The organism is Streptomyces sp. NPDC002787 (assembly GCF_053592095.1).
The window spans coordinates 97,190-124,169 of the sequence record NZ_JBSFVC010000013.1; the positions used below are offsets into that span (position 1 = coordinate 97,190).

Genomic DNA, 26,980 nt, shown 5'->3' on the forward strand with positions numbered 1-26,980 from the left:
CTGAACGTCGACGCCCAGCTCTGGAGGATCGTCCGCGTCAACTGAGCGGACGACGGTCGCGCCGGCCTGTCCCACTGTGTGACGGGGGACAGGCCGGCGGTGAACCGTGTCCGTATCCGTCGTGGCTCAGAGACCGCCCGATCCGTCGTGGCTCAGAAAATGCCCGGTCCGGGGGTGAGGATGCCGCTCGGGTCGTAGCGGTCCTTCCACTCGGTGAACCGGGCCCACATCGAGCCGTAGTGCGCCTGCCAGTCGGCCTCGGTGAAGGCGCACGCGCCGTGCGGGTAGCGGAAACCGCCGACGGCGGCCGCCTCCTGGTAGTAGCGGTAGTTGCGGTCCATCATCCGTGACGCGAAAGCGGGATCGGGGCCGGAGCCCGCCGAATCGGTCAGCACGCTGACCAGCCAGACCCAGGGGCCGCTCGCGTCGCCGGGCAGGCGCAGCAGCGGTCGGCCGTAGCTCGAACGCAGCATCGGGAAGACCAGCCCGAAACCGGTCGGGCCCAGGTCCTCGGGGGTCAGCGAGTTGAACACCGACTCGACGTACTGCTCCACGGCGCCGTCCGGCAGGAACAGGTCCGACCAGGGCTTGACCTTCGCGTCCCAGTCCAGGTTCGCCGCGAACGAGTCGTAGAGGTTGGTGACCAACGAGATGTAGTCGAGGTAGGGGTAGTCCTCGAAGACCGCCGCGTCCGCCGCCGGGCTGAGCCCACGGAGCAGGTGGGTCGCGTCGGGCACCTCGCCCGGGTTGTGGAAGACGGTGGCCCACAGCGTCAGGGGCTGTGCCGTGCCCGGTTGGGGGATGCTGCCGAGCGAGTCGAACTCGCCCCGGTTCGCGAGGACGCGGATGTCCCGGAAGAACGTCGGTATGTCCGTGTACCCGATCCGGTACGTCCGGGCGAGCTGCTTGGCCGGCACCAGGTCGATGGTCGCCCGCGTGATCACCGCGCACTGGCCGAGTCCGGCGAGTGCCGCCTCGAACAGCTCGTCGTTCTCGGTGCCGGAGCACCACTTCAGCCGGCCCTCGCCCGTGACCACCTGGAGCAGTTGGGCGTGATCGACCTGCGCGCCGACCCGATAGGCCGACATCATCCCGATGCCGCCCATGGACAGCGTCCCGCCGACCGTCGTCTTGATGTAGCTGGTGATCGAAGCCGGGGTGAGGCCCTGCTCGTACGCGGCCTCGATCAGGTCCTTCCACAGCACGCCGGCATCGACGTCGGCGCCGTCCGTGCCGATCGAGTGGATGGTGTCCAGTGAGCGCATCTCGATGACCAGGCCGTCGCTGACGAGCGGTTGACCGAACATCGCGTGGTGCGCGCCGGCCGGCGCGACCTGGATGTCGTGGTCGGCGCAGAAGCGGACCATCTTCCTGATGTCCTGGACCGAACCGGGCCGGAGCACCGCGCACGGTCTCCGGAACACGATGTTGCCCTGGTCGTGCGCGTTCGCCGCGAGGGCCTCCGCGTCGAAGGTGAGGGTCCCGTCGAGAGACGGCGCCGCGGCGAACGAGGTGCTCTCCGCGGCTGCGGCCTCGGTCACCCACTGCCGGGCGACCAGGTCGAAGCCCGCCACGAGGGCTACGGCGCCGGCTCCGAACCGGGACAGGAACTGACGTCTGCTGGTGTGACCTTGTTCTGTGCGTGACATGACAGCCTCCGTGGTGTTGGCGCGGCGGATCGTCGTCACACCGCCTCGGGTTCGTCCTGCTCTTCTGTCGTCCTGCTCTGCGGCGAAATCGACAAAGCGAGATCCCTGAATTCCGCCTGCGGCCATCATGACTTCCAAAAGCCCGCCGCGCTGCACGTTGTAGCCCGTCGGCAACGCCGCGCAGTGAGAGACCGCCCTGGATCGGGGTCGATTCCGCATCGTCGAGGAGGGCTCGGTCTCCAACGGGGATTGGCACGTGTAAGAGATTCCGGTACGGCTCAACTTTGGCAAATGATGCCCAGGTTGACGATCCGTCACCCACCTGGGTGATGATACGATCACCGCACTTACCGAACGGACGGATAGGTGCAAAAGGAGCACCTCTCGCCATGGGTGGCGGCCCTGGGTGGCACCCCCGGAGTGGCTGACCTTCGGTCTGTGCGCATTGACGGAAATTCAGTAGCTGGCTTTCAGCCGCCTGAAAAGGGTCTCATGACGGAATACATACAAAATCCGGCACTCTGGGCGCTTGTGGTCGTAGCCCTTGTCGCTGCCGTCCTGATTGTTCGTCAGCGACGAGCGGCGCGGAGGTTACGACAGGAGATCACCAAGCTCAGGAACCACTACGGTGAGCTGGAGAGCCAGTACGCGGAGTCCGTCCGCGCGGCCCAGCAGGAAGCCGAGGGAGAAACCAGGACGGCCCTGAAGTCCGCCATGCGGACCCTGCAGGGTCTCGCCGCCGAGCAGCAGCGCATCATCTCCGGGCTGCAGCGGAAGTACGGCGACTCCGTCATGCTCCAGGACCTCCTGGAGATCGACCACATGAACGCGCAGTTCGGCCGGCGTGCCCAGTCCATCGCCGTGCTGTGCGAGGGCTGGCTCGGCCGGCACCGTGACGTTGCCTCGGTGTACGACGTGGTCCGCAGCGCCCAGGGAAGGATCCGGCACTTCCAGCGGGCGCAGATCCTGTCGAAGGTCGACTTCGGTATCACCAGCCGGGCCGTCGAACCGGTGGCGCTGGCGCTCGCGGAGTTGCTCGACAACGCGACCAGCTACTCCAGCCCGGACACCGTGGTCGAGATCAACGTCCGTTCCGTGCCCAAGGGCGTCTGCATCATCGTCGACGACGCCGGTGTCGGTATGAACGAGGAGGAGAAGGCCAGGGCCGAGAAGCTCCTGACGAGCGAGCGGGCCACGGGTGTCTCGGGGCTCGGCAACCCTCCGCAGTTCGGCTTCGCGGTGATCGGTGTGCTCTGCGAGCGGTTCGGCTTCACGGTCTCGGTGGACTCCACCTCCCCCTACGGAGGTGTGCGGGCGGTCGTGCTGCTGCCCGACGAACTGCTCACCACCATGCCGGAGCCCAAGCAGCCGACGGTGTCGGTGGACTCGGTGGAGCCGGTGGCGTCGAGGGAGATGCCGGCGGCCGTGGAGGCGGGTCCCTCGTCGTACGAGTCCGAGCCGGAGCCCTCGCTGCCCATCGCCATGACCGAGGACGGTCTGCCCAAGCGGCGGCGCAAGCGGCCGATGGCCCTGGTCTCGACCGGCCCGTCCGCCGCGCCGGCCCCGAAGCGCCCCAGTGAGGAGACGGCAGCGATCATGGCCGCCTTCAAGCAGGGCACGGACGCGGGCCGCGCCACGCATGCGGAGGCGGCGGAGCGGCCGAGCAGCACCCGTGACGCAAGCAGCGAAGGGCACGAGGCCGAATGAACAACGATCTTTCATGGATGCTGGACAGCGCCCTGGAGATCCCCGGAGCTCTCCACGCGGTCCTGGTCTCCTCCGACGGGCTGCTGCGAGCCCGTTCGAAGGGCGTGGACAAGGACGACGCGGACAAGGCCGCCGCCGCGATGAGCGGGATGCAGTCGCTCAGCCGCTCGCTGGCGTTCTTCTGCTCCCGGTCGGATCTGCGGTGGCAGCAGACACTGGTCGAGTTCGACGGCGGCTGGATCTTCCTGATCTCGGCCGGTGACGGCGCCTACCTCGCCGTCTCGGCCTCCTCCGACGTCGACATGGCGGACATCACCTTCCGCATGCAGCAGCTCGTCGGTCAGTTGGGCAAGGTCATGACCGCACCACCCAGGGAGAGCAGCGTGGTAGGGCCATGACCGATTCCGACAAGCAGGAGCACGAGGCCGCCGAATTAGTACGGCCGTACGTCATCACCGGCGGCCGCAGCCTCCCCGGCGAGAGCCAGTTCTCGCTGATCACGCTGGTCACGGCGGCGGCCGACCAGCAGCAGCGGCCTGCCCGCCTCTCGCCCGAGGAACAGAACCTGCTGCGGATGTGCGTCGGCGGCTATCTGTCCGTCGCCGAGATCGCGGGGCACACCCAACTGCCGGTGGGAGTGGTGAAGATCCTGCTGGCTGCCCTCTCCGAGGCCGGCTACCTCGTCACCCGCCCGCCGGAGACCCGCGCTCCCGTGGCCAACCTGCAGATTCTCGAGGAGGTGCTCCATGGTCTCCAGTCCAAGTTTGGATGAGCGGGCGTACGTCCCGGACGGCGGGACGCAGACCGCCGTGAAGATTCTGGTCGTCGGGCACTTCGCGGTGGGCAAGACCACGTTCATCGGGTCGATCTCCGAGATCTCGCCGCTCTCCACCGAGGAGACGATGACCCAGGCCGGCGAGGCGATCGACGACCTCAAGGGCGTCCAGGGCAAGACCACCACCACGGTCGCCATGGACTTCGGTCGTCTCACCGTCAGCGACCGCGTGGTGCTGTATCTCTTCGGCACACCCGGCCAGCAGCGCTTCGTGCAGATGTGGGAGGACATGGCCCGTGGCGCCCTCGGGGCGCTCGTGCTGGTCGACCCCGAGCGGCTGGCCGACTCCTTCGCCGTGATCGACCTGATCGAGCAGTACGGACTCGACTACGCGATCGCGGTCAACCATTTCGACGGTTCGTCCATACGTGACGCCAGGGCGCTGCGCGAAGCGCTGGATCTGCTCGACGACACCCCCATCGTCACCTGCGACGCGCGGGACGAGCGGTCGTCGGCCGAAGCACTGATCACGCTCGTCCGCTACTTGATGGACCGCGCCCGTTAGGAGCAGAGCAGACATGACCTCCGACCCCTCCCTCCCCTCACCACCACCCGGCTGCCCGGCCCACGACAGCGGACTGCGGGTGCCCCTCTACACGCAGGAGTACGCCGCCGATCCGCAGGCGTACTACGCGCACCTGCGGGGCTACGGGCCGACCGCGCCGGTCGAGATCGCGCCCGGCGTCGACGCGACCCTCGTCACGGACCACGCGACCGCGCTGAAACTGCTCCAGGACCCCGGCAACTTCCGCAAGGACGCCCGCCGTTGGCGAGACGTCGCCGAAGGCAAGATCGGCCCGGACAGCCCGGTCGTGCCGATGCTGGGCTACCGCCCCAACTGCATGTTCACCGACGGCGCCGAGCACGCGCGACTGCGCCAGGCGGTCACCGACAGCCTCGCCAAGGTGGACTCGCGCCGGCTCAGCGACATGACCAAGCGGGCCTCCGACTACCTCATCGCCCAGGTCGCCGCCCGCGGCTCGGTCGACCTGATGAACGACTACGTCAAGCAACTGCCGCTGCTCGTGTTCAACGAGCTCTTCGGCTGCCCGGCCGACATCGGTGACCGGGTCGTCTTCGGTATCTCCGGAGTCTTCGAAGGCGTCAACGCCGAGAAGGCGAACGAGGTGCTGGGGCAGGCCGTGTTCGAGCTGGTGGCGCTCAAGCGGGCCAGGCCGGCCGACGACGTCACCTCGTACCTGATGCGGCACCAGGCGCGGCTGTCCGACGAGGAACTGGTCCACCAGCTGATCCTGCTCCTGGGCGCGGGCGCCGAACCGCTGCGCAATCTCATCGGCAACACGCTGCACCGGCTGCTCCTCCACGACCGCTACGCCGACGGCGGCCTGATCGAGGAAGCCATCGACGACACGCTGTGGGAGAACCCGCCCATGGCGAACTACGCGCCGCACTACCCCGCGGCCGACATGGAGTTCGGCGGGACGAAGATGAGGGCGGGCGACCTGGTCCTCGTCAGCATGACGGCCGCCAACACCGACCCGGCGCTCGCCGCCGCCCGCCGGGCCGGCGGTGGTCGGGCCCACTTGTCATGGAGCGCCGGCCCGCACGCCTGCCCCTCCAAGGAACTCGCCCGGCTCGTCACCATGGTGGCCATCGAGAACCTGCTCAACCGCCTGCACGACATCGAACTCGCGGTGCCCGAGGACAGCCTGACCTGGCGTCCGGGTCCCTTCCACCGTGCGCTGGCCGCGCTTCCCTGCCGCTTCACCCCGCAGGTCGTGCCGCGGCCGAATCCGCCCCGCGCCACGGAGGCAACCGCACGCGGCGACAACGCCCCGGCGAACCGGAAGTCGGAGCGAGGTGTGTGGGGCTCCTTCCTGTCCTGGTTGAAGGGGTGACGCACGCAACAGCCTGTAACAGAACGCACTGCATGAGTGTTCAACCAAAGGGGTAGTAACGCGGCGGCATTCGTGGTGACCAACGAACAAAGGGAGGTGTCGTGGACCACATATCCACCGGCGCCGCTTCTGCTCGACATCCGGACATTTCCCGCCGCTCCCGACGACGCGCCGCGTTACCCCACGCGGAGGCCACGAGGGGCGTGACCCGCCACCAGTCGCCGCGAGACGAGATACCCGCCGAGGTCGGCGGGTATCTTTCTGTGTCCCCTCGCGCCCTCGGCGCCCGGGCAGGCTCCGTGCCCGGAGCCCTCCTCCCGCGCTCCGAGCAGCGGGAGGAACACCGGTGAGCGCCATCGGATCCGGCGCTCCGGACGCCCGGACGGACCGGACGCTCGGCGGGCTCGTGACGGGCCAACTGCTGCGGCTGTGCCAGGTGTCCGGGCTCGGCCGAGCCGACGCCGAGACATACGCGCACGTACTGACCGACTCGCTGGGAGCGACGGCCGAACGGCCCCTGGACCTGCCGCCCCCCTCCCAGAGCTTCCTCTCCGACGACTCCACTCCGGTGGAGTTCTCACTCTCCTTCACACCGGACGCGCCGCCGAGCGTGCGCGTCCTGCTGGAACCGGGATGCGGTGCCGACAGCCTCTGGGAGAACGGCCGCACCGGACTGCGCGTCGTCCGGTCGATGGCGCGGCGCTGGGGCTTCGCCACCGAGCAACTCGACATGCTGGAGGACCTGTTCTTACCCCCTGACCCCCAGGGTCTTCTGGCGCTGTGGATCGCGCTGGAGCTGCGCCCCGGCGGTGTTCCCAAGGCCAAGGTGTATCTGAACCCGTCGGTGTCCGGTCCCGCGCGGGCCGCCGGGACGATACGGGAAGCACTGGACCGGCTGGGCCACCGGCACGCCTTCGACGCGCTGCCCCCGGCCGACGGCTATCCGTTCTTCGCGCTCGACCTGGGCGACTGGGCGGCGCCCCGAGTGAAGATCTACACCACGCATCACGGCCTGCCGACAGCGGCCGTCGGCGGTCTGTGCCGGATGGAATCCGGCCCTGACAGCGGGGTGTTGGAGGACTTCCTCCGCACGGCGGGCGGATTCGACGACGGCAGGGGACTCCCGCAGGCCGCGGCGGCCCCGGCGGCCCGGTTCGACCGGCGCCCCGTCCTCGGCTGCCATTCCTTCACACGGACGACCGGCGGCCCCACCGGCTTCACCCTGCATGTCCCGATCAGGGACTACGCCCGGGACGACGGGGAGGCGCTCCGCCGGGCCGGGACCGCCCTCAGCCGCCACGGACTGGACACCGGCGCGCTCGAACGATCGCTGGCCGCCGTCACCCCGCGGCCGCCGCAGGACGGTGTCGGGCTCATCGCGTATCTGGCGCTGGCCCACCAGCAGGGGCAGCCGCCCCGGGTGACCACGTACATCTCATCGGAGGCCTACGAGGTCCGGCCGCCGAACACCCCGCCCACGAGCCAGGACACGCCGTCATCCGCACGGCACGAGCCCGGTCGTCGGCACATCATCCACACCGCTAGCAGCACGTCAGGAGCAAGGATCAGAGTGGAGCCCTACCGCATCAAGGTCGTCGAGCCCATCGCGCTCACCACTCGGGAACAGCGCGAAGCGGCGCTGGAACGAGTGCACTACAACCTCTTCGACCTCCGGGCCGAGGAGGTGACCATCGATCTGCTCAGCGACTCGGGCACCGGCGCCATCTCGGCCGCGCAGCTCGCCGCCGGCATGGAGGGCGACGAGTCCTACGCCGGCTCGCGCTCCTTCTACCGCTTCCACGAGACCGTGACCGAACTGACCGGCTACCGGCACATCCTGCCGGCCCACCAGGGGCGCGCCGCCGAACGCATCCTCTTCACGACGCTCCTCGAACCCGGCGGCATCGTCCTGTCCAACACCCACTTCGACACCACCCGGGCGAACGTGGAACTCTCGGGGTGTCAGGCGCATGACATCCCCTGCGCCGAGGCCCGGGACCTCGACAGCAAGCAGCCCTTCAAGGGGAACATCGACCTGGACGCGCTCCGGCGCACGCTCGACGGACCGGACGGCCCTCGCGTCCGGGTCGTCATCATGACGATCACCAACAACGGCGGCGGCGGCCAGCCGGTCTCCATGGAGAACCTGAAACAGACCGCCGAGATCTGCCGTCGGCACGGCGTCCCGATGATCCTGGACGCCGCCAGGTTCGCCGAGAACGCCTGGCTGGTGACCCGCCACGAGGAGGCCTACCGCGACCGTACGCCCCGCCAGGTCGCCGAAGAAGCGTTCCGGCTGGCCGACGGCTGTGTGATGAGCGCCAAGAAGGACGGCATCGTCCACATCGGCGGCTTCATCGGACTCAACGACCCGGAACTCGCCGAGAAGTGCGAACGGCTCCTGATCGCCACCGAGGGTTTCGCCACGTACGGCGGTCTCGCGGGACGCGACCTCGACATGATGGCCACCGGTCTGCTGGAGGTGACCGAGCCCGCCTACCTCGCGGAGCGGGCCGACGTCGCCGCCCACCTCGCCGACCGCGTCCGCGGGGCCGGCGTCGACATCCTCGAACCCCCGGGCCTGCACGCCCTCTACCTCAACGCGGGCCGCATGCTGCCGCACATACCGCCCCACCACTACCCGGGCCACGCCCTCGCCTGCCGCCTCTACCTCGAAGGCGGCATCCGGTCGGCCGAACTGGGTTCCCTCTACCTCGGCGAGGAGGACGAGGACGGCAACCCCATCAAGAGCGCGCCGTACGAACTGGTCCGACTGGCGCTCCCGCGCCGGGTCTACACCCGCAGCCACTACGACCACGTCGGCAGGACCCTGGAAAAGATCGCCAAGGACGCGGAATCCGTCCGCGGCTACCGGATCGTGGAACAGTCCCCGATCCTGCGGCACTTCCGCGCCAAACTGCAGCCGGTGACCAGCTGACAGCTTGCTCGCAGCCGTCCCTGAAGAACAGGCCCTGACCGTCCCGCGCGGCACACCGACCGGCGGGACGGTCAGGCGGCGCGGCAGAGCACCGCCGGATCCGCGAGTGCCGGGGCGGGGGCCACGGTCGCGTGCACGGGAGGGGCGGGGCGAACGGCGGGCACGGCCTGCGAGCGGCTCCGCGCGAAGACGACGAGACGCAGCACCGCGAACCGCGCGACACCGGCGAGTGCGGAGGCGGAGAGATAGACGAGCTGTTCGAGCACCGCGCTCGGTGCGGTCACCCACTCCCGCAGAACGGACATCGCCAGGCAGGTCGCGGCATACGCGGCGGCTGCGGACCCCGCGGACTGCACGTGCTGGCGCCAGGTCGCGCGCCCGCCCGTGCCGAAGGAGAAGCGGGCGTGCAACTCGGTGGCGAGCAGGGTGGAAACGACGGTCACCAGAGCGTTGGCCACGCCCCAGGGCATCCAGGAGGCGAGGGCCACTACCGCGAAGCTGGAGGCGAGCCCCACTCCGCCGCCGCAGAGCACGAAGCGGGCGAAGGCGGTGTAGGCGCCGGGTGCCCCCTGTGAGACCTTCCGTCGGTGATTTCTCATGGAGGAAACGCTACGTTGCGTTCACTAAATCGGCAACGAATTTGTTGCGTGTGGTGGAGATATATGCAGGTCATAGATAGTTAATCGTTGCAATGTTTCTCTAGTAATGCAACAAGCTGAAGTGTGTGCCCCCGCCGCGAACGGCGACCTGGTGCACTGGACCCAGATCGGCAACGCGCTCGACCGCCGAGCCAGCTGCGACTGCCGCTCGACACGGCTTCCTCCGGTTCCGCTGCCACGACGGCCGGTTCTGGCTGATCGTCACGAACGTCAGCGGTGACGGCAATCCGCTGTCCACGGCCACCGACCCGGCCGGGCCCTGGTCCGATCCCCCGTCACCGGCGCCCTGCTAGCCTCCGGGCGCACCACCAGCACGGTCGGACGACCACCGGCCGGCGCGCCGCCCGCACCCCAAAGGACCCCATCACCACCATGCTCGACGGCACCCGTTCGACGACGGCGCCCAGCCACTGGCACGACCGTCTGCGCCTGTTCGGGTATGCCGAACGCTCCCGGACCGATATCCGTGACCGGCTGGTTCCGCCCTTCCCCGAGCCGGGCACGCGCGTGTGGGAGCGCATGGGACTCGGCCCGGAACGGGCGTACCGCATCGCGAAGGCGATGGGCTGGCTGGGGCCGTTGCTCGTCGCTCTCCTGGCCGGCGCGATGCGCTTCTGGCGTCTGGGCCGACCGCACGAACTCGTCTTCGACGAGACCTACTACGCCAAGGACGCCTGGTCCCTGCTGCGGTTCGGCTATGAGGGGACCTGGCCGGACCGCAGGACCGCAGACCCGCAGATCCTCGCCGACCCCCAGGTGATCCCGCTCTCCGAGACCGGGTCCTTCGTCGCGCATCCGCCGGCCGGCAAGTGGGTGATCGCCGTCGGTGAGTGGATGTTCGGTCTCACGCCGTTCGGCTGGCGCTTCATGACGGCGGTCCTCGGCACGCTGTCGGTACTGCTGCTGTGCCGAATAGGCCGCCGTCTGTTCCGGTCCACGTTCCTGGGCTGCCTGGCGGGCGCGCTGATGGCGATGGACGGCCTGCACTACGTGATGAGCCGCACCGCTCTGCTCGACCTGGTCGTCATGTTCTTCGTACTGGCTGCTTTCGGATGCCTGTTGATCGACCGGGACCGTGCCCGGGCCCGGCTCGCGGCGGCTCTGCCGGTGGCCGCGGACGGCCACGTCGGCCCGGACCGGGACACGGGAGAACGTACGGGAACGGGACCGCGTCCGTGGCGGCTCGCGGCCGGCCTCTTCCTGGGCCTCGCCGCCTCGACCAAGTGGAACGGCTTGTATTTCCTGGTCTTCTTCATGGTCCTGACCGTGCTGTGGGACGTCGGTGCCCGCCGCGTCGCGGGGGCGGACCGCCCGTACCGCGCGGTGCTGCGCAAGGACCTCGGCCGGTCGGTGATGTCCCTCGTCCCGGTCGCCGCGGTGACGTATCTGGCGACGTGGACCGGCTGGTTCCTGTCCGACGGCGGTTACGGGCGACACTGGGCGGACGGCCGCGGCGGCACCTGGTCGTGGATCCCGGCCCCGCTGCGCAGCCTGTGGCACTACGAGGCCGGCGTCTACCGGTTCAACGTGGGACTGGACGCCTCCCATGACTACGAGTCGAACCCGTGGAGTTGGCTGGTCCTCGGCCGTCCCGTGCTGTTCTCCTACTGGTCGCCCGAACCGGGAGAGGCCGGCTGCCACGCGCTGACCGGCTGCTCGCAGACGGTGCTCGCCCTCGGCACACCACTGCTGTGGTGGTCGGCGTGCTGCGCCCTGGTCTACCTGCTCTTCCGGTGGGCACTGCGCCGGGACTGGCGCGCGGGCGCCGTGCTGTGTGCCGTGGCCGCCGGCTACCTTCCCTGGTTCCTGTACCAGGACCGAACGACCTTCTCCTTCTACGCCGTCGTCTTCGTGCCGTACCTGTGCCTCGCCGTGGCGATGACGGTGGGCGCGCTGCTGGGGCCGCCGGGCGTGCACGCCGAACGCCGCCGACGGGGCGCGGTGGCCGCGGGCACGCTCGTCCTGCTCATCGCCTGGAACTTCATCTACTTCTTCCCGATCTACTCGGGCCTCACGATCCCGTATCCGGGCTGGCGCTCCCGCCTGTGGCTGGACACGTGGTTCTGAGCGTTCGGGTGGGTCAGAAGCGGGCGCCGACGTCCGCGCCGTTGGCCGGGCGCAGGAAGGTGGAGGAGGGGATGGCGCCGGTGGCCGTCCTGGGGCCGGTGATCGTCCTGGCGTCGGTGCTGGTGAACGACCAACCGCCGCCGAGGTTCCAGGAGTTGCCGCTGCCGGTGGAGGTCGAGCCCAGCGACGCGTCGGTGCCGTTGGCCGCGGCCAGGTTCTTCGTCAGGGTGCTGGAGGATCGGTTGAAATTGAACCCGGTCTTGGGGTTGTCCCACGCGGTGCAGCGCTCGATCCTCATCCTGCCCGGGTTGTTGTTGTCGACGAAGCCGCCGGCGGAGTTGTCCCACGCCATGCTGTTGCGCACCGTGTGGTCGGCGGCCACCCCGTTGCCGCCCATCTTGAAGCCGTTGCCGTCGCCCTGGTAGTCGGGCAGGTTCCACCGGTTGAACCCGTTGCCCCACGCGAGGGTGTTCTCGACGAGGATCGGCGAGTCGTCGAACATCCAGAAGTCCAGACCGTCATCGGCGTTGTTCCACAGTCGGGCGCCGCGCAGTACGTTGCCGCTGCCGGACCCCTCCTTGATGGCCAGCCCGTCGGCGCTCTCGCCGTTCTTGCGGGGGTCCCGGTTGCCGTGACTGTCCAGGTTCAGGATCTGGTTGTTGCCGGAGGCGCCCTGGAGGTGGAACCCGGACTCGTAGTTGTCCCTGGTGACGAGGCGGTCGAAGACATTGCCGCTGGTGTCCAAGCCGAACACGCCGTAGGGGCCGTGGACGATCTCCAGCCCGGTCAGCCGCCAGTGTTCGCCCTCGATGTGGACGGCGCCGCGCTCGGGCCGGGGGATGGACGAGCCCACCGCTCCGGGCGTGTACGGCATGTTCTCGCCGTCGATGATCACGCGCTCGTTCTCGTGGTTGCGCAGGGTGATGGGCTGGCTCGCCGTGCCGCTCTTGAGGAGCTGGATGTTCGTGCTCGGCGCGTACGTTCCGCCCCGGATCCGGATCGTGGTCCCCGCCTGTGCCAGATCCACCGCGCGCTGGATCGTCTTCAGCGGGGCCGCGAGCGTCCCGGCGTTGCTGTCACTGCCGTTGGTCGCCACGTACAGATCGACGGCTTGCACCTGACCGCCGGCCTCCACCGACCGGTGCGCCGGTGCGGCATGAGCGGCGCCGACGCAGGACAGGACGAGGAATCCGGCCAGGAGTGAGGAGAGACAGGCCGGCAGGATGGGGGGTGTCAGGCGCATGGTTCGTCTCCCGGGGTGCGGTGGTGCAACGGCGAGCGGTGGAGGGAAAGCGCTTTCTGGAGTGAAGCTAGGTTCTTGCCGTGAGCGCGTCAATACACATGTGCATGATTCGTGTCCGTGTCCATGAACAAGCGACGACGGTGATGCCCAGCGCGGGCGAACCACGTGAGGTGCACCCACGCGCGCGGGGGTGAACGGCCGGCCAGTAGAGTGCGCCCCTGTTGCCCCCGAGTGGGCGACGTGCAAGCCGTCCCCCGAAAACCGAGGTAGCGAGCAGTGACCCCCGCACGACCAGGACCGACTCCTGCCGTCACCGTCGTCGGGATCGGAGCCGACGGCTGGGGCGGACTCCCCGACGCCTCCCGCGCCGCCCTGCGCGACGCCGAGGCCCTGATCGGCGGCCCTCGCCAACTGGACCTGCTGCCCCCGGAGTGCGCCGGGGAGCGGATCGCCTGGCCCTCACCCCTGAGGCCCGCCGTGCCCGTGCTGCTGGCCGCGCACGCCGGCCGCCGGATCGCCGTACTGGCCAGCGGGGACCCCATGTTCTACGGCGTCGGCCGCGCCCTCGCCGAGGAAGCCGGTGACCGGCTGCGCGTCCTGCCGCACCCGTCCTCCGTCTCCTACGCGGCCGCCCGCCTCGGCTGGCCGCTGGAGGACGTCGAGGTCGTCACCCTCGTCGGACGGCCGGCCGCCAGGCTCGCCGCCGCCCTGCACGACGGACGGCGGCTCCTGGTGCTGAGCGCGGACGCCGGCACCCCCCGTGAGGTCGCCGCCCTGCTGCGAAACCGTGGCTTCGGGCCCAGCCGGATGCGGGTCCTCGAACAACTCGGCGGGGAGAACGAGCGTACGAGCGACGCGACCTTCGCCGACGACTGGGCGCGGACGCACCCGCCCGGCGACCCCCTCAACGTCGTCGCCGTCGAGTGCCGCCGCGCCCCGGACGCGCTGCGGCTCGGTGCCGTGCCGGGGCTGCCGGACGAGGCGTACGAGCACGACGGGCAGCTCACCAAGCGGTATGTGCGCGCCGCCACGCTGGGGGTGCTCGGCCCGGCGCCCGGGGAGTCGCTGTGGGACGTCGGCGGCGGCTCGGGCTCGATCGCGATCGAGTGGATGCGTACGCACCCGTCCTGCCGGGCGGTCACCGTCGAACGCGATCCGGTACGGGCCGAACGCATCACCCGCAACGCCGAACGGCTCGGCGTGCCCGGGCTGCGGGTCGTCACGGGTGCGGCGCCCGCCGTACTGTCCGAACTGCCTTCCCCCGACGCCGTGTTCGTCGGCGGCGGACTCACCGCGCCCGGACTCCTCGACGCCTGCTGGGAGGCGCTGCCCGTCGGCGGGCGGCTGGTCGCCAACACCGTGACCCTCGAGTCCGAGGCGCTCCTCGCCGAGGCCCACCGCCGCCACGGTGGCGAACTGGTGCGGCTCGCGGTGGCGCACGCCGTGCCGGTGGGCGGCTTCACCGGGTGGCGGCAGGCGATGCCGGTGACCCAGTGGGCCGTGCGGAAAACCCTCAACACCCTTCCTGGAGCAGACAGATGACCGTGTACTTCATCGGCGCCGGCCCCGGCGCCGCCGACCTGATCACGGTGCGCGGCGCCCGGAGACTCGCCGCCTGCCAGGTCTGTCTGTACGCGGGCAGCCTCGTCCCGCGCGAACTGCTGGCCGACTGCCCGCCGGACGCCCGGCTGGTGGACACCGCCCAGCTCAACCTCGATGAGATCACCGCCGAGTTGGTGCGCGCGCACGAGGAGGGGCACGACGTGGCCCGGCTGCACTCCGGGGATCCGTCCGTGTTCAGCGCGGTCGCCGAGCAGATGCGGCGTCTCGACGCGGCAGGAGTGCCGTACGAGGTGGTGCCGGGCGTGCCCGCCTTCGCCGCGGCGGCGGCATCCCTGAAGCGGGAGCTGACCGTGCCGACCGTCGGCCAGACCGTCATCCTGACCCGGATCGCCAACCGCGCCACGGCCATGCCGGAGGGGGAGGACCTGGCAACCCTCGGCCGCAGCGGCGCGCTGATCGTGCTGCACCTGGCCGCCAAGTACGTGGACCGCGTGGTCGGGGAACTGCTCCCGCACTACGGCGCCGACTGCCCCGCCGCGGTCGTCGCCTACGCCTCCCGGCCCGACGAACTGATCATCAGGGGCACGCTCGACGAGATCGCCGGGAAGGTGAAGGAGGCGGGTGTGCTGCGCACGGCCGTGATCATGGTCGGGCGGACGCTGGGGGCGCAGCAGTTCCGCGACAGCCACCTGTACTCGGCGGAGCGGGACCGGCACAGCTGCTGACGGGGGGTGTGTGCCATCCCGTGAGCTCTCCTGAGCGACATCCCCCGGGACGGGTCCGGCGCCCGGGCACAGGGAGTCCGGCGCCGGCCCGACGGCAGCGAACGGCTCGTCGCGGCGGTCCCGGCCGGGTACGCCTTGGCGGAACAGCGCCGGGTCACCCTGCGCGACCTGACGGCCCACCTCATCGTGTGCTGAGCTCGCCGAAGCCATCCGCACCGGCGCCCCGATGCAGGTGCCGCCCTCCGACGACCCGGGTGTCCCGCTGCCCGCAGCACGACTGAGCACCCTGCTCGCCGACACCCCCCGCGTACTCACCGCCGACCGAGTGCTGGCCTGACCACCTGACGAGCCCTCGCCGGCCCGGCGCACCGAACCGGCGTGGGCGGAGAGGCTCCGTGACGATGGGTAAGCGCCTGGGCCTGGGAACGGTGGCCTCGGCGGGTCAGCGGACCGCGCTGCGCCCCACCACCGACCCCGCCCGGTCGATGCAGATCACGTCGACCGCGACGGGCGCCCCCCGCAGTACGGTCAACGCCTCGTCGCGGGCCGCCGTCGCCACCAGGTCGCCCAGCGGCACCCCGGCCGCCTGGCACAGCTGGAGCGCGGCGAGCCCGGTGTTGGCGCCGGTCACCTCGGCGGCCAGTGTCTCGTCCGCGCCGCCGCGCCGGGCCAGTTCGGCGAGGAAGGCCTTGTCGACCTGGGAGCGGGCGGAGTGCAGGTCGAGATGGCCGGCGGCGAGCTTGGAGAGCTTGGCGAAGCCGCCGCAGATCGTCAGCCGTTCGACGGGATGCCGGCGGACGTACTTCAGCACGGCGCCCGCGAAGTCGCCCATGTCCAGCAGGGCGTCCTCGGGCAGGTCGTACTCGGCGACGACGGTCCTCTCCGACGTCGACCCGGTGCATCCGGCGACATGCCGGCGTCCGGCCGCCCGGGCCACGTCCACGCCCCGCCGGATGGAGTCGATCCAGGCAGAGCAGGAGTACGGCACCACGATCCCGGTGGTGCCGAGGATGGACAGGCCGCCGAGGATGCCGAGGCGCGGGTTCCAGGTGGAGCGGGCGATCTCCTCGCCGTGGTCGACGGAGACGGTGATCTCGACGTCGCCGGTGCCGCCGTGGCGGGCGGCGACCTCGGCGACGTGGTCGCGCATCATCTGCCGGGGGACCGGGTTCACGGCGGGTTCGCCGACGGGCAGGGGCAGGCCGGGCCGGGTGACCGTCCCGACGCCGGGGCCCGCCCTGAACACCACCCCGGAACCCGTGGGCAGCTGCCGTACCGTGACCCGGACCAGCGCGCCGTGTGTGACGTCCGGATCGTCGCCCGCGTCCTTCACGACCCCCGCCGTCGCGGTCGCGCCGGTCAGCTCCTCGGTCGCGAGGGCGAACGACGGAGTCTGCCCCTTCGGCAGGGTGATGGTCACCGGGTCGGGGAACTCCCCGGTCAGCAGCGCGGTGTACGCGGCGGTCGTGGCCGCCGTCGCGCAGGCGCCGGTGGTCCAGCCGTGCCGCAGACCGGTGTGCTTGAGTTGGGCCGCGCGACCGCCCTTCGCCTCACCGGCGCCTTGCTCTTCCCTGCTGCTCATGAACGGACCCGGACTCCCATGCACGTACTGATACTCGGCGGAACCACGGAGGCCCGCCGCCTGGCCGAACTCCTGCACGGCACCCCCGGCCTGCGGCTGACCAGCTCCCTCGCCGGGCGGGTCGCCAGCCCCCGACTGCCCCCCGGCGAGGTCCGCGTCGGCGGCTTCGGCGGCGCCGACGGGCTGGCCGGGTGGCTGGACGAGCACAGGGTGGACGCACTCATCGACGCCACCCATCCTTTCGCCGGGACCATGAGTTTCCACGCGGCACAGGCGGCCGCCACCGCCCATGTTCCCCTGCTCGCGCTGCGCCGGCCCGGCTGGGTCCCGTCCGACGGCGACGACTGGCACGACGTGGCCTCCCTGGCGGAGGCGGCGACGCTGCTGCCGGCGCTCGGCCGACGGGTGTTCCTCACCACGGGGCGCATGGGGCTGGCCGCCTTCGCCGCCCTGGACGACCTGTGGTTCCTCGTACGGTCCGTGGACGCGCCCGAGGCCCCGCACCCGGCCCGTATGGAGGTCCTGCTCGACCGTGGCCCCTTCACCCTCGACGAGGAGCGCGCGCTGCTGCGTCGCCACCGCGTCGACGTCGTCGTCACCAAGGACAGCGGGGGAGCGGCCACCGCGCCGAAGCTGACGGCCGCGAGGGAGGCGGGCCTGCCCGTCGTCGTGGTGCGCAGGCCGCCCGTGCCGGAGAACGTCCCCGCCGTGGCGGACCCCGAGGCGGCGGCCCGCTGGGTCGAACAGCGCCTCTCCGCCCGTTGAGCGGCGCTGTCGGGTCCCTGGGCAGGGCGCCCTACCCGCCGAACGCCGACAGCCAGGCGCGGCGCCCCGCCCGTGGCGCGGCGCCGCACGCGCTCATCCCTCCGGGTAGCGGCGAGGCGTCCAGACGATCTCCTCGCCGTCCCCGCGCCTTACGGCCCGGGTCTGCGAGGAGCCGACCAGCAGGATCGTGCGCATGTCGACCTCGGCCGGGTCCAGGTCCGCCAGCCGGACGATCCGGACGCGTTCACCGGAGCCCCCCACGTCCCGCGCGACGACGACCGGGGTGTCCGGCGCCCGGTGCTCCAGCAGCAGCTCCCGAGCCTTGCCCACCTGCCAGGTGCGGCTGTGCGAGCCGGGGTTGTACAAGGCCAGCACCAGGTCCGCCGAGGCCGCCGCGCGCAGCCGCTCGGCGATGACCTCCCAGGGCTTGAGCCGGTCGGAGAGGGAGAGGGTGGCGTAGTCGTGCCCGAGCGGGGCGCCCGCCCGGGCCGCCGCCGCGTTGGCGGCGGTCACGCCCGGCAGCACCCGCACCGGGACGTCCGCGTACTCCTTCTGGGAGGCGACCTCCAGCACCGCCGTCGCCATGGCGAACACACCCGGGTCGCCACCGGAGACGACCGCGACCCGCCGCCCGCGCCGGGCCAGCTCCAGGGCGAACTCGGCGCGTTCCGACTCGACCCGGTTGTCCGAGCCGTGCCGGACCTGACCCGCGCGCTGCGGCACCCGTTCCAGGTAGGTGGTGTAGCCGACCAGATCGTCGGCGGCGGCGAGCGCACCCCGCGTCTCGGGCGTCAGCCACAGCGGCCCGGCCGGCCCGGTGCCGACCACGACGACCTCACCCCGTTCCCGGGACTCGGGCCGCTCGGCGTCGACCTGGCTGGGCAGGACGGCCACCGAGAAGTACGGCACCGACTCCGCGTCCACGTCCGCCAGTTCGGCGAGCCGCTCCCCGGCCATGGTCGCCCGCTCGACGTAGCGGGCCTCGCTCAGCCGTCCGGAACTCTCCAGCGCGCTCCGCACCTTGGTGAAGGTCCGCCCCAGCTTCATCACCACGGCCACGTCCGTCGCGGCGAGCCGCGCGGTCAGCTCCTCCTCGGGCAGCGTGCCCGGCAGGATGGTCAGCACCTCCTCGCCCTCGGCCAGCGGGGTCCCGAGCCGGGCCGCGGCGGCGGACACCGACGTGACCCCGGGGATCACCTCGGTGTCGTAGCGGTCGACGAGCCGCTTGTGCATGTGCATGTAGGAGCCGTAGAACATCGGGTCGCCCTCGGCGAGGACCGCGACCGTGCGCCCGGCGTCGAGATGCGCGGCCAGCCGGGCCGACGCTTCCGTGTAGAACTCCTCCATCGCGCCCTTGTAGCCGCCCGGATGATCGGTGGTCTCCGTCGTCAGCGGATACATCAGCCGTTCCTCGATGTGGTCGGCGCGGATGTGTTTCGCGGCGATCGAGCGGGCGATGGACCGGCCGTGGCGGGCGCTGTGATACGCGATCACATCCGCCTCGCCGATGACCTCGACGGCCCGTACGGTCATCAGGGACGGGTCACCGGGGCCGAGCCCGACCCCGTACAGCTTGCCGCTCACTCTTCCTCACTCGCGATCGCGTTGAGCGCGGCGGCGGCGATGGCGCTGCCGCCCCGTCGGCCGCGTACGACGATGTGCTCCAGGCCCGACGGGTGCGCGGCCAGAGCGTCCTTGGACTCGGCGGCACCGACGAACCCGACCGGGACGCCGATGACGGCGGCGGGCCGGGGCGCGCCCTCCTCGATCATCTCCAGGAGGCGGAAGAGCGCGGTGGGCGCGTTGCCGACGGCGACGACCGAGCCCTCCAGCCGGTCCCGCCACAGCTCCAGCGCGGCGGCGCTGCGCGTGGTGCCCAGCTTCGCCGCCAGCTCGGGAACGGCCGGGTCCGAGAGGGTGCAGAGCACGTCGTTGTCGGCGGGCAGCCGCTTGCGGGTGACTCCGCTGGCGACCATCTTGACGTCGGTGAAGACGGGCGCGCCGGCGCGCAGGGCCTCGCGGGCGCGGGCCACCACGCCGGGCGTGTACGCCAGGTCCCTCACGAGGTCGACCATCCCGCAGGCGTGGATCATCCGGACCGCGACCTGGCTGACGTCGGCGGGCAGGGCCGCGAGGTCCGCCTCCGCGCGGATGGTGGCGAAGGACTGGCGGTAGATCGCCGGGCCGTCCTTCTCGTACTCGTACGTGGTCACGGTGGTCTTCTCGCTGCTCTCGGTCGGCATACGGCTGTCGGTCGTCATAGCTGTCGGTCGTGCGGTCGTGCGGCTGTAGGTCGTGCGGATCGTGCGCTGCGTGGGGCTTATGAGGTGATCGCCGCCAGGGCGGTGGCGAGTCGGGAGGCGTCGGCCATGGGCGCGGTGCGCGGTTCCTGTCCGGGGGCGGTGCGGGAGACCTCGTAGCCGCCGCTCGGGACGGCCACCACATCGATCCGCTCGCCCGGGGGACGGCCGCAGCGGCGCTCGCATCCGGACCAGTACAGGGGGAGGCCGGCGCGTCCGGCCGCGGCGAGGCCGGCGGCCGCGTCCGCTCGTACGTCGGCCTGTGACTTCGCGCACCCGGGCCGCCCGACGCACGCGCCGACGCGGAGCCACGGGGAGGCGGGATCGATGACGAGGTTGGTGGCGGAGAGCCGGGCCAAGGCGTCGGCCGCCTGTCCGGAGTCCAGGCCCGGCACGGGCACGACGATGCCGCGCCAGGGGGTCAGACGCAGTTCTCCGGCGGGGTCCTGGGAGGCCACATCCGTCAACTCCCGCCACTGGAGGGCCGAGAGGCGGCCGAGGGGGACGTGTACGGAGAGGGCGGCGCCGACGATGCCGGGCAGGGGTCCGTCGCCGCCGGGTGTCCCGGCCCCGGCCGTTCCGTCCCCAGTCGTTCCGCCCCCGGTCGTGCTCGCGGTCTCGATGCCGTCGTCCGTCAGGCGGTGTCGGACCCGCTGTGTCAACTCTCCCTCGGGCAGCTGGAGTTCGGCCACCCGCCAGACCCGGGTCCCGCTCGTCCGCACCGCCTCCAGAAACGTCTCGGCGGCCGCCAGCGCGGCGCGGGGCGCGTCCGCGTCGGACACCAGAAGAGCTTCGTCGGCCGTTCCGAGGCGCAGCACCGCCGAGCCGTCGTCGGTCGCCCGCACGGTCACATCGGCGCCGAGACCGGCCACGTCCCCCCGCCCGTCGTCGAGCGCGAACAGGAACCGGCCGGACAACGCCCGCGCCGCGTCGCTCGCGCAGAGCGCCGCGTCGAGGCCCGTCAGCCACGGCCGTACGTCGCGCAGGCCCTGCCCGTCGAGCCCGGACAGCGGAGAGGCGACGATGTTGCGCACCCGCTCGTGCGCGGCGGAGGGGAGCAGACCGGCGGCGCTCAGGGCCTCGGCCAACTCCGCCCCGCAGCCGTCGGCCAGGCCGCGCAGCTGCACATTGCCACGCGAGGTCAGATGCAGCTCGCCGTCGCCGAGCCGCCGCGCCGCCTCCCCGAGGGCCTCGGCCTGGGAGACGGTCAGCACACCACCGGGCAGCCGTACGCGGGCCAGGGCCCCGTCGTCCGCCGTATGCAGCCGCAGGGATCCGGGGCAGGCGTCACCTCGGTCCCGTGAGACCACTGTGGCCTGGGAGGATGAACGGGGGGCAGCCATGGACATGGCGGCGAGCATACCCACCCCCACAACGGGATGTATGCCCCACCCTTTTGAGCCGACCCTTACTATGCTCCGTGGTGGATCATCCGGTCCACCGACGCCACGACGGCGACAGGGGAGGAAGCCCGGTGTGAGTCCGGCGCGGTCCCGCCACTGTGAGCCCGGCCCACGAGGGCCGGGCGAGCCAGGAACTCCCTTCCCCAGCACCTCGGGCCCGCCCGAGCAGGGGAGACTCCGATCCGACACCGCCCGGGGCGCGGACCCCGAGGAAGGCCCAGCCGCCACATGATCCTGCTCCTGTCGACGTCCGACACCGACCTGCTCAGCGCCCGCGCGGCAGCCGGTCCGGTCCCGTACCGCTTCGCCAACCCCTCCCGCCTCGCCCTCGACGACCTGCCCGCTCTCCTCGACGGCGCAGACCTGGTCGTCGTACGCCTCCTCGGCGGCATCCGCGCCTGGCAGGACGGCCTCGACCTGCTGCTCGCCGACGGCCGCCCGGTCGTCGTCCTCACCGGCGAACAGGCCCCTGACGCCCAGCTGATGGCCGCGTCCACGGTCCCCGTCGGCATCGCGGCCGAGGCCCACGCCTATCTCGCCCACGGCGGCCCCGCCAACCTGGAGCAACTCGCCCGCTTCCTCTCCGACACGGTCCTGCTCACCGGCCACGGCTTCGAGGCGCCCGCGCCCGCCCCCGCGTGGGGCCCGCTGGAGCGCACCCCCCGTGACGGCGTCGACGGCCCCACCGTCGCCGTGCTCTACTACCGCGCCCACCACATGAGCGGCAACACGGCGTTCGTGGGCGCCCTGTGCGAGGCGATCGAGGACGCGGGCGGCCGGGCGCTGCCGCTGTACGTGGCCTCCCTGCGTGCCCCCGAGCCCGAGCTGGTCGAGGCTCTCCGTCCCGCCGACGCGATCGTCACCACCGTGCTCGCGGCGGGCGGCACCAAGCCCGCCGAGGCCTCGGCCGGCGGTGACGACGAGTCCTGGGACGCGGGTGCCCTGACCGGCCTCGACGTGCCCGTCCTCCAGGCGCTCTGCCTCACCTCCTCCCGGGCCGACTGGGACGCCAACGACGAAGGGGTCTCCCCGCTCGACGCGGCCAGCCAGATCGCCGTACCCGAGTTCGACGGACGACTGATCACCGTCCCGTTCTCCTTCAAGGAGATCGACGCCGACGGTCTCCCGGCCTACGTCGCCGACCCCGAGCGCGCCGCCCGCGTCGCCGGAATCGCCGTACGACACGCGCGCCTTGGCCACATCCCCGCCGCCGAGAAGCGTCTCGCGCTCGTGCTCTCCGCCTACCCGACCAAGCACTCCCGCATCGGCAACGCGGTCGGCCTGGACACCCCCGCGAGCGCGGTCGCCCTCCTGCGCCGACTGCGTGAGGAGGGCTACGACTTCGGCGGCGCCGATGTCCCCGGCCTGGCCTCCGGCGACGGTGACGAGCTGATCCGCGCGCTCATCGAGGCGGGCGGCCACGACCAGGACTGGCTCACCGAGGAGCAGTTGGCCCGCAACCCGGTCCGTATCCCGGCGGCCGACTACCGCCGCTGGTACGCCACCCTCCCCGAGGAGCTGCGTACGGCGGTGGAGGAGCACTGGGGTCCGGCGCCCGGCGAGATGTTCGTCGACCGCAGCCGGAACCCCGAGGGCGACATCGTCCTCGCGGCCCTGCGTTTCGGGAACCTGCTGATCCTCATCCAGCCGCCCCGCGGCTTCGGCGAGAACCCGATCGCGATCTACCACGACCCGGACCTCCCGCCCTCCCACCACTACCTGGCCGCCTACCGCTGGATCGCCGCCAGGGCCGACGACGGCGGGTTCGGCGCCGACGCGATGATCCACCTCGGCAAGCACGGGAACCTGGAGTGGCTGCCCGGCAAGAACGCCGGCCTGTCCGCCGCCTGTGGCCCCGACGCCGCCCTCGGCGACCTCCCCCTGATCTACCCCTTCCTGGTCAACGACCCCGGTGAGGGCACCCAGGCCAAGCGCCGCGTCCACGCCACCCTCGTCGACCACCTGGTCCCGCCGATGGCCCGCGCGGACTCCTACGGCGACATCGCGCGCCTGGAGCAACTCCTCGACGAGTACGCCCAGATCTCCTCCATGGACCCGGCCAAGCTTCCCGCCATCCGGGCCCAGATCTGGACGCTCATCCAGGCCGCGAAGCTCGACCACGACCTCGGTCTGAACGACCGTCCGGAGGACGACGGCTTCGACGACTTCCTGCTGCACGTCGACGGCTGGCTCTGCGAGGTCAAGGACGCCCAGATCCGCGACGGTCTGCATGTCCTCGGCAACCCGCCCACCGGCGCCGACCACGTCAACCTGGTCCTCGCCGTCCTGCGCGCCCGCCAGATCTGGGGTGGCACGACGGCCCTGCCCGGCCTGCGCGAGGCCCTCGGCCTCGACGAGTCCGCCGCGACCCGTACCACCGCCGACGAGGCCGAGGAGAAGGCCCGCGCGCTGGTCCAGGCGATGGAGGACGCGGGCTGGGACCCGGACGCCGTCCCCGCCGAGCACGGCGAACAGGTCGCCGCCATCCTGGAGTTCGCGGCCCGCGAGGTCGTGCCCCGGCTGGCCGCGACCACGGCCGAACTCGACCACACCGTGCACGCCCTCAACGGCGGCTTCGTCCCGGCGGGCCCCTCGGGCTCCCCGCTCCGGGGCCTGGTCAACGTCCTGCCGACCGGCCGCAACTTCTACTCCGTCGACCCCAAGGCCGTCCCCTCCCGCCTCGCCTGGGAGACCGGCCAGGCCCTCGCGGACTCGTTGCTGGATCGCTACCGCACGGACAACGGCGAATGGCCCACGTCCGTCGGCCTCTCCCTGTGGGGCACCAGCGCCATGCGCACGGCGGGCGACGACGTGGCCGAGGCCCTCGCCCTGCTCGGCGTCCGCCCGGTCTGGGACGACGCCTCCCGCCGGGTGACGGGCCTGGAGGCCATCCCCCACGAGGAGTTGGGCCGCCCGCGCATCGACGTGACCCTGCGGATCTCGGGCTTCTTCCGGGACGCCTTCCCGCACACGATCGGCCTGCTCGACGACGCCGTACGGCTCGCCGCCTCGCTGGACGAACCGGCCGAGGCCAACCACGTACGGGCCCACGTCCAGGCGGACCTGGCGGCGCACGGCGACGAACGCCGGGCCACCACCCGCATCTTCGGCTCCCGCCCCGGCACGTACGGCGCTGGCCTGCTCCAGCTCATCGACTCCCGCGACTGGCGCACCGACGCCGACCTCGCCGAGGTCTACACGGTCTGGGGCGGCTACGCCTACGGCCGCGAACTCGACGGCCGCCCGGCCCGCGAGGAGATGGAGACGGCGTACAAGCGCATCGAGGTCGCCGCGAAGAACACGGACACCCGTGAGCACGACATCGCCGACTCCGACGACTACTTCCAGTACCACGGCGGCATGGTGGCCACGGTCCGCGCCCTGCGCGGCACGGCCCCCGAGGCGTACATCGGGGACTCCACCCGCCCCGAGACGGTCCGCACCCGCACCCTCGTCGAGGAGACCTCCCGGGTCTTCCGCGCCCGTGTCGTCAACCCCAAGTGGATCGAGGCGATGCGCCGCCACGGCTACAAGGGCGCCTTCGAACTCGCCGCCACCGTCGACTACCTGTTCGGTTACGACGCCACCACCGGCGTGGTCGCCGACTGGATGTACGACAAGCTCACCGAGACCTACGTCCTGGACCCCGCCAACCGCGAGTTCCTCCAGCAGGCCAACCCCTGGGCCCTGCACGGCATCGCCGAGCGGTTGCTGGAGGCGGAGTCGCGCGGGATGTGGGAGAAGCCCGACCCGGCGGTCCTGGAGGGGCTGCGGCAGGTCTACCTGGAGACGGAGGGAGACCTGGAGGGCGACGAGGGCTGACGGCACGCGTCCGGCGGCTTCAAACGCGTCCGGCACCGGACCGGTCCCGGCGGACGGCTCAGGGTGAGCCGTCCGCCGGCAGTTCCAGACGCAGTCGGTAGCCCCCGTCACCCAGGTGGCCGGACGTCACCGTTCCGCCGAGGAGTTCGGCCCGCTGGCGCAGGCCGATCAGGCCGTGGTGGGCGCCCGGGAGGGAGAGGGCCGGGCGGCTGGGCGCGGTGTTGGTGACGGTCACGCGGACGCTGCCGTCCTGGTGGCGGACGCGGATGGTGGCGCTGGCGCCGGGCGCGTGTTTGCGGATGTTGGTGAGGGCTTCCTGCACGGTGCGGTAGACGGCGCGCTGGACGGGCGGCGGGAGGTCGGCGGACAGGTCCGTCCGCAGGTCGGTCTCGATGCCGCTGCCGGCGACCAGCCGTTCGAGGTCGGCGAGGGACGGCTGGGGAGTCAGCTCGGTGGGGCGGCTGCCGGAGGCACGCAGGACGCCGACCATGTGCCGCAGCTCGTCCAGGGTCTGCACGCTGAGCAGCCGGATCGTGGCCGCCGCCTCCTTCGCCTCCGGGTCCCGGCTGCCGACCTGGAGGGCGCCGGCGCGGACGGCGATCAGACTGACCTGGTGGGAGACGGCGTCGTGCATCTCCCGGGCGAGCTGGGCCCGTTCCTTCGCCAGGACGCTCTGCGCGACCAGCAGCCGCTCGTGTTCCCGGGCCTCGGAGACCTCGACGAGACGCAGGGACAGCTCCCGGCGGGCCTGGACGAGCTGCCCGAGGAAGAGGGGCGCGGTCGCCTGCGCCACGCTGTAGGTGAGCGGGATCAGGGCCTGCCGGTCGGACAGGTCGGCGAACTCCGGTGACGGCCACGACCACCAGGTGAGGTCGCAGACCGTGAACCCCAGCGCGCAGAGCGCCAGCAGCCCCCGGTGATGGGTGCGCGAGGCGAGGGTGTACAGCGCCACCAGCGTCGCGAACACCGCGTCCGTGAACAGGGCCGTCGGCAGGGCGAGCAGGAACGCCGGCAGCGGCAGCCGGCGGCGCATGACGAGAGCGAAGACCGCGAGCAGGGCGGCGGCCAGTTCCCGGGGGTGATGGATGCCCACGTCATGGATCCACACATCCAGCAGCGAGGCCGTCACCAGCACGGCGTCCGTGACCGGCGCGTGCGGGGCACGGGCAGGAACGCGCGACCTCATCCGCGCTCCCGGCCCCGGCCGGAGGGGTGCGACGGCCTGAGCAGCCCCGCGCGCTCCGCCAGCAGGGCCGCCTGCACCCGGCTGCCCACCTCCAGCTTGGTGAGGAGGGCGCTCACATGGTCCTTGACCGTCCCCGTGCTCAGATGCATCCGGTCACCGATGTCGGTGTTGGACAGCCCTTCGGTGATGAGGACGAGCACGGCGCGTTCGCGCTCGGTGAGCCGCTCGACGAGCCGGACGGCGGCCTCACGGGGGCCGTTCTCCAGATAGCCGTCCACCACCGTACGGGTCACCCGGGACGACAGCACGACGCCCCCGGCCACCAAAGTCCGTACCAGATAGGCAAGTTGCTCCGGGTCGGTGTCCTTGAGCAGGAAACCGGCGGCCCCCGAGCGCAGCGCGGCCGCCACGTACTCGTCCATGTCGAACGTGGTGAGCATGGCCACCACGGGAGGCCGCGGGAGTCCGCGGAGTTCGGCGAGGACGGTGAGCCCGTCCACGTCCGGCATCCGGATGTCCAGCAGGACGACCTCGGGGCGCAGCTCCCGTACCGCCTGGACCGCCCGGCCACCGGGGACCGCCGCCACGACGTCGATGTCGTCGGCGGAGTTGAGGATGTGCTCGAAGCCGGTTCGGATCAGGGCTTCGTCGTCGACCACCAGTACCCGGATCACCCG

Annotated in this window: 20 protein-coding genes, 1 pseudogene and 1 riboswitch; of the genes and pseudogenes, 12 read left to right on the top strand and 9 right to left on the bottom strand. The window is 71.6% G+C overall.

What is annotated here, in order from left to right:
• Positions 1 to 152: 152 nt before the first annotated feature.
• Positions 153 to 1,649 (bottom strand): FAD-binding protein, encoded by a 1,497-nt coding sequence (locus ACWD26_RS19525; protein ID WP_451271624.1) that lies wholly within the window; start codon positions 1,647 to 1,649, stop codon positions 153 to 155.
• Positions 1,650 to 2,141: 492 nt separating this feature from the next.
• On the opposite strand from ACWD26_RS19525, the gene ACWD26_RS19530 reads away from it, so the two are divergent.
• The 6 genes from ACWD26_RS19530 to ACWD26_RS19555 all read left to right on the top strand — a co-directional run bounded on the left by ACWD26_RS19530 (position 2,142) and on the right by ACWD26_RS19555 (position 8,988).
• The gene (locus ACWD26_RS19530) at positions 2,142 to 3,356 is read left to right on the top strand and encodes a sensor histidine kinase (protein ID WP_451271626.1); all 1,215 of its coding nucleotides are present in this window, start codon (positions 2,142 to 2,144) and stop codon (positions 3,354 to 3,356) included.
• Positions 3,353 to 3,754, top strand: coding sequence for a roadblock/LC7 domain-containing protein (locus tag ACWD26_RS19535; RefSeq protein ID WP_086748649.1), 402 nt, complete (start codon positions 3,353 to 3,355; stop codon positions 3,752 to 3,754). The genes ACWD26_RS19530 and ACWD26_RS19535 overlap by 4 nt, the downstream gene beginning before the upstream one ends.
• Positions 3,751 to 4,128: a DUF742 domain-containing protein gene (locus ACWD26_RS19540; RefSeq protein WP_451271629.1), complete on the top strand. Its 378-nt coding sequence runs from the start codon at positions 3,751 to 3,753 to the stop codon at positions 4,126 to 4,128. Before ACWD26_RS19535 ends, ACWD26_RS19540 begins: the two co-directional genes overlap by 4 nt.
• Complete coding sequence (locus tag ACWD26_RS19545; protein WP_451271631.1) at positions 4,103 to 4,696, top strand: GTP-binding protein; 594 nt, start codon at positions 4,103 to 4,105, stop codon at positions 4,694 to 4,696. Before ACWD26_RS19540 ends, ACWD26_RS19545 begins: the two co-directional genes overlap by 26 nt.
• Positions 4,697 to 4,709: 13 nt before the next feature.
• A complete protein-coding gene (locus tag ACWD26_RS19550; RefSeq protein ID WP_451271633.1) occupies positions 4,710 to 6,050 on the top strand; it encodes a cytochrome P450 in 1,341 nt (446 codons plus the stop codon).
• A gap of 346 nt (positions 6,051 to 6,396) precedes the next feature.
• Complete coding sequence (locus ACWD26_RS19555; protein WP_451271635.1) at positions 6,397 to 8,988, top strand: tryptophanase; 2,592 nt, start codon at positions 6,397 to 6,399, stop codon at positions 8,986 to 8,988.
• Positions 8,989 to 9,059: 71 nt separating this feature from the next.
• On the opposite strand, the gene ACWD26_RS19560 is transcribed toward ACWD26_RS19555, so the two are convergent.
• Positions 9,060 to 9,587: a GtrA family protein gene (locus ACWD26_RS19560; protein WP_451271637.1), complete on the bottom strand. Its 528-nt coding sequence runs from the start codon at positions 9,585 to 9,587 to the stop codon at positions 9,060 to 9,062.
• Positions 9,588 to 9,732: 145 nt separating this feature from the next.
• Between ACWD26_RS19560 and ACWD26_RS19565 the strand changes: the two are divergent.
• Both ACWD26_RS19565 and ACWD26_RS19570 read left to right on the top strand, forming a co-directional pair.
• Positions 9,733 to 9,919 (top strand): annotated as a pseudogene (locus tag ACWD26_RS19565) (family 43 glycosylhydrolase); the annotation flags it as partial.
• Positions 9,920 to 10,019: 100 nt separating this feature from the next.
• Positions 10,020 to 11,714, top strand: a complete 1,695-nt coding sequence (locus tag ACWD26_RS19570) for a dolichyl-phosphate-mannose--protein mannosyltransferase (protein ID WP_451271639.1) — start codon at positions 10,020 to 10,022, stop codon at positions 11,712 to 11,714.
• Between the two features lie 13 nt (positions 11,715 to 11,727).
• Here ACWD26_RS19570 and ACWD26_RS19575 read toward each other — a convergent pair whose 3' ends face one another.
• On the bottom strand, positions 11,728 to 12,957 hold the full coding sequence (locus tag ACWD26_RS19575) for a right-handed parallel beta-helix repeat-containing protein (RefSeq protein ID WP_451271641.1): 1,230 nt from the start codon (positions 12,955 to 12,957) through the stop codon (positions 11,728 to 11,730).
• Between the two features lie 276 nt (positions 12,958 to 13,233).
• Between ACWD26_RS19575 and cbiE the strand changes: the two genes are divergently transcribed.
• Positions 13,234 to 14,499, top strand: coding sequence for a precorrin-6y C5,15-methyltransferase (decarboxylating) subunit CbiE (gene cbiE / locus ACWD26_RS19580; protein WP_451271643.1), 1,266 nt, complete (start codon positions 13,234 to 13,236; stop codon positions 14,497 to 14,499).
• Entirely contained in the window at positions 14,496 to 15,245 is a 750-nt protein-coding gene (gene cobM / locus ACWD26_RS19585) for a precorrin-4 C(11)-methyltransferase (protein ID WP_451271645.1), read from the top strand. Before cbiE ends, cobM begins: the two co-directional genes overlap by 4 nt.
• A 442-nt stretch (positions 15,246 to 15,687) precedes the next feature.
• Here the strand turns inward: cobM and ACWD26_RS19590 are convergent, their stop codons facing one another.
• A complete protein-coding gene (locus ACWD26_RS19590; protein WP_451271647.1) occupies positions 15,688 to 16,827 on the bottom strand; it encodes a cobalt-precorrin-5B (C(1))-methyltransferase in 1,140 nt (379 codons plus the stop codon).
• 18 nt (positions 16,828 to 16,845) lie between these two features.
• Here ACWD26_RS19590 and ACWD26_RS19595 point away from each other — a divergent pair, with 18 nt between their 5' ends.
• A complete protein-coding gene (locus tag ACWD26_RS19595; protein WP_451271649.1) occupies positions 16,846 to 17,592 on the top strand; it encodes a cobalt-precorrin-6A reductase in 747 nt (248 codons plus the stop codon).
• 93 nt (positions 17,593 to 17,685) lie between these two features.
• On the opposite strand, the gene ACWD26_RS19600 is transcribed toward ACWD26_RS19595, so the two are convergent.
• From ACWD26_RS19600 to cobG, 3 genes are read right to left on the bottom strand one after another with little or no spacing between them, the layout of a single operon-like run.
• Positions 17,686 to 19,176: a precorrin-2 C(20)-methyltransferase gene (locus tag ACWD26_RS19600; RefSeq protein ID WP_451271651.1), complete on the bottom strand. Its 1,491-nt coding sequence runs from the start codon at positions 19,174 to 19,176 to the stop codon at positions 17,686 to 17,688.
• Positions 19,173 to 19,853 (bottom strand): precorrin-8X methylmutase, encoded by a 681-nt coding sequence (locus tag ACWD26_RS19605; RefSeq protein ID WP_451271653.1) that lies wholly within the window; start codon positions 19,851 to 19,853, stop codon positions 19,173 to 19,175. Before ACWD26_RS19605 ends, ACWD26_RS19600 begins: the two co-directional genes overlap by 4 nt.
• 59 nt (positions 19,854 to 19,912) lie before the next feature.
• On the bottom strand, positions 19,913 to 21,241 hold the full coding sequence (gene cobG, locus ACWD26_RS19610; protein ID WP_451271655.1) for a precorrin-3B synthase: 1,329 nt from the start codon (positions 21,239 to 21,241) through the stop codon (positions 19,913 to 19,915).
• A 114-nt stretch (positions 21,242 to 21,355) separates the two neighbouring features.
• Positions 21,356 to 21,432: riboswitch (cobalamin riboswitch) on the top strand.
• A gap of 91 nt (positions 21,433 to 21,523) precedes the next feature.
• Between cobG and cobN the strand changes: the two genes are divergently transcribed.
• Entirely contained in the window at positions 21,524 to 25,117 is a 3,594-nt protein-coding gene (gene cobN, locus ACWD26_RS19615) for a cobaltochelatase subunit CobN (protein ID WP_451271657.1), read from the top strand.
• A gap of 58 nt (positions 25,118 to 25,175) precedes the next feature.
• On the opposite strand, the gene ACWD26_RS19620 is transcribed toward cobN, so the two are convergent.
• A complete protein-coding gene (locus tag ACWD26_RS19620; protein WP_451271659.1) occupies positions 25,176 to 26,303 on the bottom strand; it encodes a sensor histidine kinase in 1,128 nt (375 codons plus the stop codon).
• Entirely contained in the window at positions 26,300 to 26,977 is a 678-nt protein-coding gene (locus ACWD26_RS19625; RefSeq protein WP_451271661.1) for a response regulator, read from the bottom strand. The genes ACWD26_RS19620 and ACWD26_RS19625 overlap by 4 nt, the downstream gene beginning before the upstream one ends.
• Between the last annotated feature and the right edge of the window lie 3 nt (positions 26,978 to 26,980).

What these genes read in the sequence shown, in the direction of transcription:
- ACWD26_RS19560 (WP_451271637.1), bottom strand. Translation starts at nt 9,587, where the DNA reads ATGAGAAATCACCGACGGAAGGTCTCACAGGGGGCACCCGGCGCCTAC.
- ACWD26_RS19530 (WP_451271626.1), top strand. Translation starts at nt 2,142, where the DNA reads ATGACGGAATACATACAAAATCCGGCACTCTGGGCGCTTGTGGTCGTA.
- ACWD26_RS19575 (WP_451271641.1), bottom strand. Translation starts at nt 12,957, where the DNA reads ATGCGCCTGACACCCCCCATCCTGCCGGCCTGTCTCTCCTCACTCCTG.
- ACWD26_RS19540 (WP_451271629.1), top strand. Translation starts at nt 3,751, where the DNA reads ATGACCGATTCCGACAAGCAGGAGCACGAGGCCGCCGAATTAGTACGG.
- ACWD26_RS19590 (WP_451271647.1), bottom strand. Translation starts at nt 16,827, where the DNA reads ATGAGCAGCAGGGAAGAGCAAGGCGCCGGTGAGGCGAAGGGCGGTCGC.
- ACWD26_RS19605 (WP_451271653.1), bottom strand. Translation starts at nt 19,853, where the DNA reads ATGACGACCGACAGCCGTATGCCGACCGAGAGCAGCGAGAAGACCACC.
- ACWD26_RS19545 (WP_451271631.1), top strand. Translation starts at nt 4,103, where the DNA reads ATGGTCTCCAGTCCAAGTTTGGATGAGCGGGCGTACGTCCCGGACGGC.
- ACWD26_RS19525 (WP_451271624.1), bottom strand. Translation starts at nt 1,649, where the DNA reads ATGTCACGCACAGAACAAGGTCACACCAGCAGACGTCAGTTCCTGTCC.
- ACWD26_RS19550 (WP_451271633.1), top strand. Translation starts at nt 4,710, where the DNA reads ATGACCTCCGACCCCTCCCTCCCCTCACCACCACCCGGCTGCCCGGCC.
- cobG (WP_451271655.1), bottom strand. Translation starts at nt 21,241, where the DNA reads ATGTCCATGGCTGCCCCCCGTTCATCCTCCCAGGCCACAGTGGTCTCA.
- ACWD26_RS19620 (WP_451271659.1), bottom strand. Translation starts at nt 26,303, where the DNA reads ATGAGGTCGCGCGTTCCTGCCCGTGCCCCGCACGCGCCGGTCACGGAC.
- ACWD26_RS19535 (WP_086748649.1), top strand. Translation starts at nt 3,353, where the DNA reads ATGAACAACGATCTTTCATGGATGCTGGACAGCGCCCTGGAGATCCCC.
- cobN (WP_451271657.1), top strand. Translation starts at nt 21,524, where the DNA reads ATGATCCTGCTCCTGTCGACGTCCGACACCGACCTGCTCAGCGCCCGC.
- ACWD26_RS19595 (WP_451271649.1), top strand. Translation starts at nt 16,846, where the DNA reads ATGCACGTACTGATACTCGGCGGAACCACGGAGGCCCGCCGCCTGGCC.
- ACWD26_RS19570 (WP_451271639.1), top strand. Translation starts at nt 10,020, where the DNA reads ATGCTCGACGGCACCCGTTCGACGACGGCGCCCAGCCACTGGCACGAC.
- cobM (WP_451271645.1), top strand. Translation starts at nt 14,496, where the DNA reads ATGACCGTGTACTTCATCGGCGCCGGCCCCGGCGCCGCCGACCTGATC.